Consider the following 8,009-nt stretch of genomic DNA (forward strand, 5'->3'; position numbering starts at 1 on the left):
TTAAGGACAAGAAAAATTCGTACCATACGGGCTTGTTAAATTAGGACCATAAGCACCATCTGTACTATAATCAGATTTAAGTGAAGCTAAACCAAGATTATAAGTTGTACGGGCAGGCAAAGTGGCTACAGTAGAAGCCGCCCCAATTTGAACAGTTAACCATTGTGCATATATTTTCGGGTATCGAATCGTAAAATCAAATTTTCCTTGCGCATCTGTTGTATATGTTGCAACTGTACTTTCTGATCCCAAGAATGTAGGTACCTTCACAGGAATATTAATTACTTGCCCATTTGTTACAGCAGTACCATTAGGATCAGCAAGACATCCTGCTGTTGGATGTATAACCCAATCTTCTTTTTGGTTACCTAATGCATCTGTTACAAGTTCCCATTTATATTGGCCTTTAGTATACAGAATCGGGGTAATATCCATTTTAACCTCCTGTTTTGACAGAGGTTTACCATCAAAGTCTACTACACTAACTGAAAGATTACGTGTGTAATACACCCCATCTGTAGATGAAGTAACTTCGGTAGGATTTACGCCAATTACAATTGAAGCTACTGGATTCTGTATTAGTGATTGAACTATATTCACTTGAGTTGTTTGTGTAGCTTCTAGGTAACCATCTTCTTTAAATTTTGCAGTCAGTTTTAGATCATCTGCTGCAAAGGAGGCGGCATCATAACCCACAGCCCGCGCAAATTCATCAATCTGAACCTTAAATGTAGCTTGACCATTTATATTGGTAGTTAATCCTGAAGGGCCAACAATAATTGCTCCATTACGATTAAAATCTTCAATAGCTAACTCAATATATTTATCAGAAATTCCACCACCATTTGCATCGACTAAAGTAACTGTGACATCAGTTAAATCATTACGTACATTTAAACTTGGCTTTGTGGCTTGTATACGTACATTATAACGAGCTGGCTGTGGGGCAACTGATACAGGTCTAAAAGGGGCTAAGCGATGAATTTGTGTAATAGTACCTGCTTCATTAGTATGACTAGCAGTTAATTCAATCCCACTGGCAACTAATAAGCCACCATCAACTGTTTTACTATCAATTTCTACTGAGAAGAATGCATTACCATTTGAATCTGTTATTACAGTTTGTGGTTCACTGGTATTAGTAGGATGACCTGCTCCAGGAGTACCGATAATTAATGTTGCTGAATTATTTGCTGATAATTTAACTGCCTGATTACGAACAGGTTGGTTATTCTGATCTAACAATGTGGCTGTGATAATTGCTCTGTCACCATTGACACTTAAATTTGTTTTTGAACTTTGCAAGATTAAATGGTTGGTATTAATCACTTCAGAAACTGTGAAATTTAGAACAGTCTCAAGTTTTTCACCCTTAGGATTGGTAATAAAGCCATAAACCTTAATGCCTGATGTTAACAATGCCTGCTTAGTAATCTCCGGTATATTTTTCGGAAGAGTAATTGAAACAGGAACACTAGTATTTGCAGAAGTCATTACAGAATCCGCACTGAGTCTAACTCCTGCTGTAACTGCTTCACTATTTAAAGTTAAATTGACCGGATAAGCTGTATTAGCACCTAATTCATCTTTTACTGCAACTTGAATCTGGTAAGCTTTACCCAACTCAAGATTATCCTGTTCCGAGGTTAAACGCAGATTAACTGAATCTCTCGGTATTGCCACTTGAATAGTTCCAGTCTGCTGGATACGATCACCATTATTTAAATTAGTCCCTACAACTGCAAAAGTAATTCCATTTTTAATCAAATTAGCATCATATGTACCTTCAGCGACCTTAACTGAAAACTCAGCTTCACCTTTACTATTTGTAGAAAGAGCTGAATCTGATAAAGAAACTCTTGAGCCGGCTAGACCAGACAATGCAAGAGCCAACGGGGTATTCGGAATGATATTCCCTGCACTATCTTTTGCGATAACTTTAACTCGGACTTCTCCACCTAATACTGATACAGTCTGCATATCATAAGAAATTGCTAGACCTGCTAAATTTGGTAAAATTACAGGTGGTTGACTAATATCAATTTTACGTGTCAGTAGGTAGCTAGAGCCATCCTTACGGTAGCCTTTTACAGAAATCGTAATGCCATTTGCTATCAGATTTGTTAGTTCGGTGACGCTGTTAGCTTTAACCTTTAAACTGAAAACAGCCTGCCCACTTGAATTAGTAATTAAAGATGAAGCTGTTGCAAGGCTGACGCCATTACTTAGAGCTGCTTCATTTAAACCTATGCCAATTTTCTGACTTGCATAGGCTGTTCCATTCGTACCTGTAGCTTTAACTGCCACTTGAATTGTCTGTTCTATCCCTGGTTTCAATACCAGATTCCCGGGCATATCTACAGTCAAGTAATCTAAATCTATTTCATTTTGTTCAGTAGGTGCTTTAAAATTTAAAATAATAGACTGCTGAGCATTATCAGAAGCTGATGTAGCTGTAATACGTATACCTCCTCCAACCAGCTCTCTCTGTCGCTCACTATTATTTGCTTTATATTGATAACGGAATGTGGCATATCCTGTTTCATCAGTATTAGTTGAAGATTGGCCCATTAAACTTAGACCTAAAGCTTGTAAGTCTGAAGTAACTAAAGCAGGTAGGCTAATGTTGATTGTTTCACCTTTTAATGCGCTTCCTTTAACGCCCACTGCTTTTACTCTTAATTCAACAGTCTGATCTTTTGTATAATCAAAAGCATTATTAATGGGATCAATTGTCAGATAACCTACAGCCTCCTCAGACTTTGCTTCATCCTCTACAGCAATTTTAATAGTATTAGTTAAATTATTGTCTGTTTTAAACGTTGCAGTAATGCCGGCTTGAACTAAATCTGCTACTGCTGCCTCTGTCTTAGCATTGGTTTTTAAAATATAAGTGACATAACCTGTTCTGAATTCCTGTTCTGCACTACCTTCAAAAGTTACCCCATTCGCGAGAGCTTCCGAGTTTAAACTCAAAGTTACTTTACCTTTAGTAGCAGCTTCTCCTTTATTATTAATACCTTTTACAGTAATACTAACAGAGTCATTTTTCGCGTTAATTTTATAAGATGATGCTATTTCTAAACGCTGTAAAGCTAGCTGGTCAGTAGCACCAGTATTTGTAGTAATTACAGAAACCGTATCTTGGGCAAAAACTTCTGCATTATCTGTATAGAGAGCTTTTAAATTAATACCTTGCTGAGAAAGTGCAATTGGGTATGAGGAATTAGTACGTACTATAAATTCTGCATATCCGGCAGCATTGGTCGTTACTTCGGTTTGATCCAGGCTCACGCCGTAAGCATCGCTCTTATCTGTAAAAATTAGCTTTACTTTCTTATTTGCTAAAGGTATATCATTACTATTTTTAGCTCGGACTTTAATAATAGTAGAACCGCCTTGTGCAACAATAGGGGTATCTTCTTTAATAATTTCAAGCTTTTGTACTATTTGAGATATGTCTTTAAAGGTAATTGCAGCTTTAACAATACGTTGTGCTTGATACTCATCAATAAGCTTGAATTCTAGACTCTGTGAAGTTCCAATAAAGTTTTGAATTTCTTCAGCACTTAAATCAGAATTTGAAGTAATTGTGAAAGAAACATTACCTTTATTATCTGTAGTCAATGAGGAGCCAGAAGAGATAGAAAATTTTTTCCTGCATTTCTTTTGGAAGGGCTAAGATAACATTTTGTCCTGTTTTAACTCCTCCATTCTGGTCAGTTACTTGTGCATTAATTGTGACTGAACCTTTTGGTATATTAAGGACAACTCCCTGTTGGACATTTAAATTATAGTTACTCTGAACTGTTGATGTCTTAGCAATATTCAAAGTATAAATCTGCTTGATAGTTGTTCCATCTAAAGTAGCTGTAATTTGCACCTTTCCAGATTGAGTATTTAATCGAGGTATATTGACCTCAAATACAGCAATACCATTTTCTGCTGTAGTGACTAAAGAACTTTTACTAGTTATACCCAGATTTTCACTATCGTTTATAGAGAGACGTACATTTTTGTTTGAAATTCCACCTTTATCAGCATTGAGTACTTGTACAGTAATCTGTACATTAGAATTATCAATAGCTTGAATCAAGCTTTCACCAGAACTATCACGCAAATTGATATTTAAGCTTTCAGCAACTTGAGAGGAATCTGGAGTTGACTCATTACCTCCAGAATTATTACCAGGAGAAGAGCCGCTGCCCTCATTATTAAAGTATCCTTCGCTTCCTCCACCTCCACAAGCTACTAACGATATAGAGGTAGCAAGAAGAGTAAAATTTACCCCAAGTTTTTTCAACTTGATTAAATAGTTAGACATTTATAGATCCTATATTTCTTGTAAAATTCAAATCATTTAAAAATTGATTAGTTATAAGTGAAATTTACTTAAAATAACATTTTTTATCAATCTGATTCTTTATTAATACCTTTCTTTAATTAGTTTTAACAAAAGATACAAACCAAAAATTACAACACTATATGATGAATCCTTGACTATAAAAAATCTTTTAAAATAGGTAGATAAATGTACGATCTTATTATTGTTGGGGCAGGCACAGCCGGCATCGGTGCCTATAAGGAGGCAATTAAACATACACAAAATATTTTAATTATCAATGATGGCTCTTGGGATACTACATGTGCCCGTGTAGGTTGTATGCCAAGTAAAGTTCTGATTTCTTCAGCTAACCGGATGCATGATATACATCATGCAGATGAAGTTGGCTTAGAAGCTAAAAGCAAGATTAATACAGCTCACGTCATGCCACATGTACGACGGCTCAGAGATCAATTTGTAAAAGCTACTCTGATGGATGTAAAAAGCTGGAATGAAGCTCATAAAATCTCTGGACAGGCACATTTTATTGATGCCAACACCATAGAAGTGAATAGCCAGCATTATCAGGCTAAAAGCTTTATTGTTGCAGTTGGCTCAACTCCAAGCTTCGATATTAAATGGAAAAAAGAACTTCAGGATCGTTTAATTACATCAGATGATATTTTTGAGCTCGAGACTCTACCCAATTCACTGGCCGTAGTGGGTAGCGGTGTAATTGCCCTTGAACTCGCACAAGCCATGCAACGTTTAAATGTAAAAACAACCATATTTGCACGTAGTCAGCGGATAGGTAATTTAAGTAGTCCAGAACTTCAGAAAATCGCCCAGCAGGAATTTGCTAAAGAGTTATCTATTTTATATAACACCTTACCTGAACAGGTAGTAAAAACAGAGTATGGGGTAAAGTTAAGTTATCAGCAGAATGGAAAATTTAAAGACTTAGAAGTTGATTATTTGTTAGTAGCTACCGGAAGGAAAAGTCTTCTAAATATATTAAAACTTGACCAGATTCATTCTGATTTTAAAGATATTAAAAATCTTCCTGTTCATCCAGAAACTAAACAGCTTGCTGAGTACCCTATCTTTATAGTAGGCGATGCATATACAGATACTCCCATTCAGCATGAGGCAGCACAAGAAGGCAAGCTTGCTGTACATAACTGTTTAAGTTACCCCCATATTCAACCTATAAAATTATTTACGCCCCTATCTATTGTATTTAGCCAACCAGAAATGGCTATAATTGGAAAAAGTTATCAACAACTGGTTAAAGCAGGCTCTCAATTTGTGACTGGAGAAGTTTTTTATGAGAAACAGGGAAGAGCCATCGTATTAGGAAAGAATGTGGGCAAAGTTGAGGTATACGTAGATAAACAGACTAAACAATTACTGGGTGCAGAATTGTTAGTAAACAAGGCTGAACATTTTGCTCATCTGCTAAACTGGATGATGGCCGAAAATATAACTATTGATCACTTACTTGCAAAACCATTTTATCACCCAACTATGGAAGAAGGATTAAGAACAGCATTAAAGCACGCACGCAGACAATTAAATGTCCTAAATTAAATAAAGCCATGAATAAGAATTCATGGCTTTACTCTAGTCTTATATAAAACTATTTATTTTTCTGCTCTGAAATATCCATAATGAGCCGAGTAGCCATATATAAACGTGGAACAATACTTTCTACCAGAATATATTCGGCCTGATTGGAATGGGCTCCATATCCTGAAACTCCCATTCCTTCGATGACTGCTGCTTTGGAATCCAGCGCAGCAAAGGCAGCATCTGTCCCTCCACCTGTTGCCTCAGTTAGAATATTTAATGGCTGTTTGAATTCTTGCAAATAAATTTGTTGGGCCTGCTTGGCAATTGATCGAGCTTGCTCACTTGCAGATAAAGGAGGCCGGCGCAATTCAAATTTAACTGCCACTTGGCTGTCTTTTAATTTTTTATTTTTTATCCGCTCAGCCAATATTCTTTCAACTTTCTTAAAATCGGCATTGTCTAAGGCACGTACATCTGCCTGGGCTTGAGCCTCTTCTGGTATTGCATTACGGGTTTTGCCAGCTGTAGCAACTGTCCAGTTTAATTTTAAACCTGTTTTAGCATCAGACAGATCCTGCAGCTGTAATATCTGGTGAGAAAGCTCAGTTAATGCATTTACCCCATCTTCAGGCTTGACGCCCGCATGAGAGGCCTTACCTTTAACCTCTAAATAGGCAGCGCCAATACCGCTGGTAGCCAAGCGTAAACTTCCATCTGTTCCCCCACCCTCAAATGAAAATATGACATCCTGCTGTTGAGCAATTTTACTAATCAGTTTACGGGAACCTGGCGAACTGATTTCTTCATCTGAATTCATCAATACTGTTATGGTGCCGTAGTCCTGATAGTTTAATTTTTTAAGTATAGACAGAATATGAATAATCGATGCAACTCCCTGCTTGTCATCAATGATTCCCAAGCCATATGCTTTATCACCTTCAATACGAAATGGCTGTTTTGCTAACGAGCCTTTTGGATAAACTGTATCCATATGCGCAATTAGCATAATATTAGTTTGCCCCTTACCTTTAAGGGTTGCTTTCACAACTGGTCCCACTTGCTCGGGCGTATCATCCATACGATAAATATCGTGATTAGTAATAATTTCTACTTGAGCACCCGTATTTTTAAGTTGTTGGGCTACCTGCTTTGCAATTATATTCAGCCCTTCTATATCGCGACTACTGGACTCAATATTTACTAAGTCTTTTAAAGTATTTAAAAAATGCTGCTTTTGTGACTCAGCTACTTTTATTAATTCTTGAGCTGAGGCGGCATGACTGATTAAAGTACAAATAAAAAGTGATACACCTATACCTATGCCATATTTTAATTGTCTTTTCATTTAATAATAATCCCTATCAATTTATCTGCTTTATAAATACAGCTCACAAGCTGAAGTTTAAATAAGTGAAAAATCAATATAATAATTTATTTATTAAAAGTAATTATTATTTTATATAAAACCCTCCGCATAAAAAAAAGCCCCCTCATATGAGGGGGTTTTTTAGAATAATGAGCTGGCAATGACTTACTCTCACATGGGTAACCCCACACTACCATCAGCGCTAAGAGGTTTCACTTCTGAGTTCGGGAAGGGATCAGGTGGTTCACTCTTGCTATGGTCGCCAGCACAACTGTTGATGGACTTGTTCGGGTCTGATTTAACTGCGGTGCAGTATATGCCGTACTTTAGTCCAAATGAGTTATTAACAGCGGGCAGATCTGGGTCTGAATTGTATGTTCCAGCATTAGGCTGAATCAAGGGATATTGCATATTTATGAATCGATTGATGCTTTGTATACAACTGTTTGGGTGTTGTATAGTCAAGCCTCACGAGCAATTAGTATTGGTCAGCTTCACATATCACTATGCTTCCACATCCAACCTATCAACGTCCTGGTCTTGAACGGCTCTTTAGGTGACATAAAGTCACGGGGAAATCTTATCTTGAGGTAGGCTTCCCGCTTAGATGCTTTCAGCGGTTATCCCTTCCGAACATAGCTACCCGGCGATGCGACTGGCGTCACAACCGGTACACCAGAGGTTCGTCCACTCTGGTCCTCTCGTACTAGGAGCAGATCCTCTCAAATTTCCAGCGCCCACGGTAGA

2 protein-coding genes, 2 rRNA genes and 1 pseudogene are annotated in these 8,009 nt (G+C 37.3%); 1 reads left to right on the forward strand and 4 read right to left on the reverse strand.

Annotated elements, in window-relative coordinates:
* Positions 1-4,324: pseudogene (locus J502_RS08000) on the reverse strand (Ig-like domain-containing protein).
* A gap of 207 nt (positions 4,325-4,531) precedes the next feature.
* Here J502_RS08000 and J502_RS08005 point away from each other — a divergent pair.
* Positions 4,532-5,914 carry a dihydrolipoyl dehydrogenase gene (locus tag J502_RS08005; protein WP_005018429.1) on the forward strand — a complete coding sequence of 461 codons (1,383 nt, stop codon included), beginning with the start codon at positions 4,532-4,534 and terminating at the stop codon, positions 5,912-5,914.
* Between the two features lie 49 nt (positions 5,915-5,963).
* Here the strand turns inward: J502_RS08005 and J502_RS08010 are convergent, their stop codons facing one another.
* The 3 genes from J502_RS08010 to J502_RS08020 form a co-directional block, all read right to left on the reverse strand.
* Entirely contained in the window at positions 5,964-7,241 is a 1,278-nt protein-coding gene (locus J502_RS08010; RefSeq protein ID WP_034683754.1) for a M20/M25/M40 family metallo-hydrolase, read from the reverse strand.
* Between the two features lie 173 nt (positions 7,242-7,414).
* Positions 7,415-7,529: ribosomal RNA gene (gene rrf, locus J502_RS08015) — 5S ribosomal RNA — on the reverse strand.
* Positions 7,530-7,719: 190 nt separating this feature from the next.
* Positions 7,720-8,009, reverse strand: a 23S ribosomal RNA gene (locus tag J502_RS08020); the annotation flags it as partial.

It is taken from the genome of Acinetobacter sp. 1294596 (genome assembly GCF_000582925.1).
Classification (GTDB): Bacteria; Pseudomonadota; Gammaproteobacteria; order Pseudomonadales; family Moraxellaceae; genus Acinetobacter; species Acinetobacter radioresistens.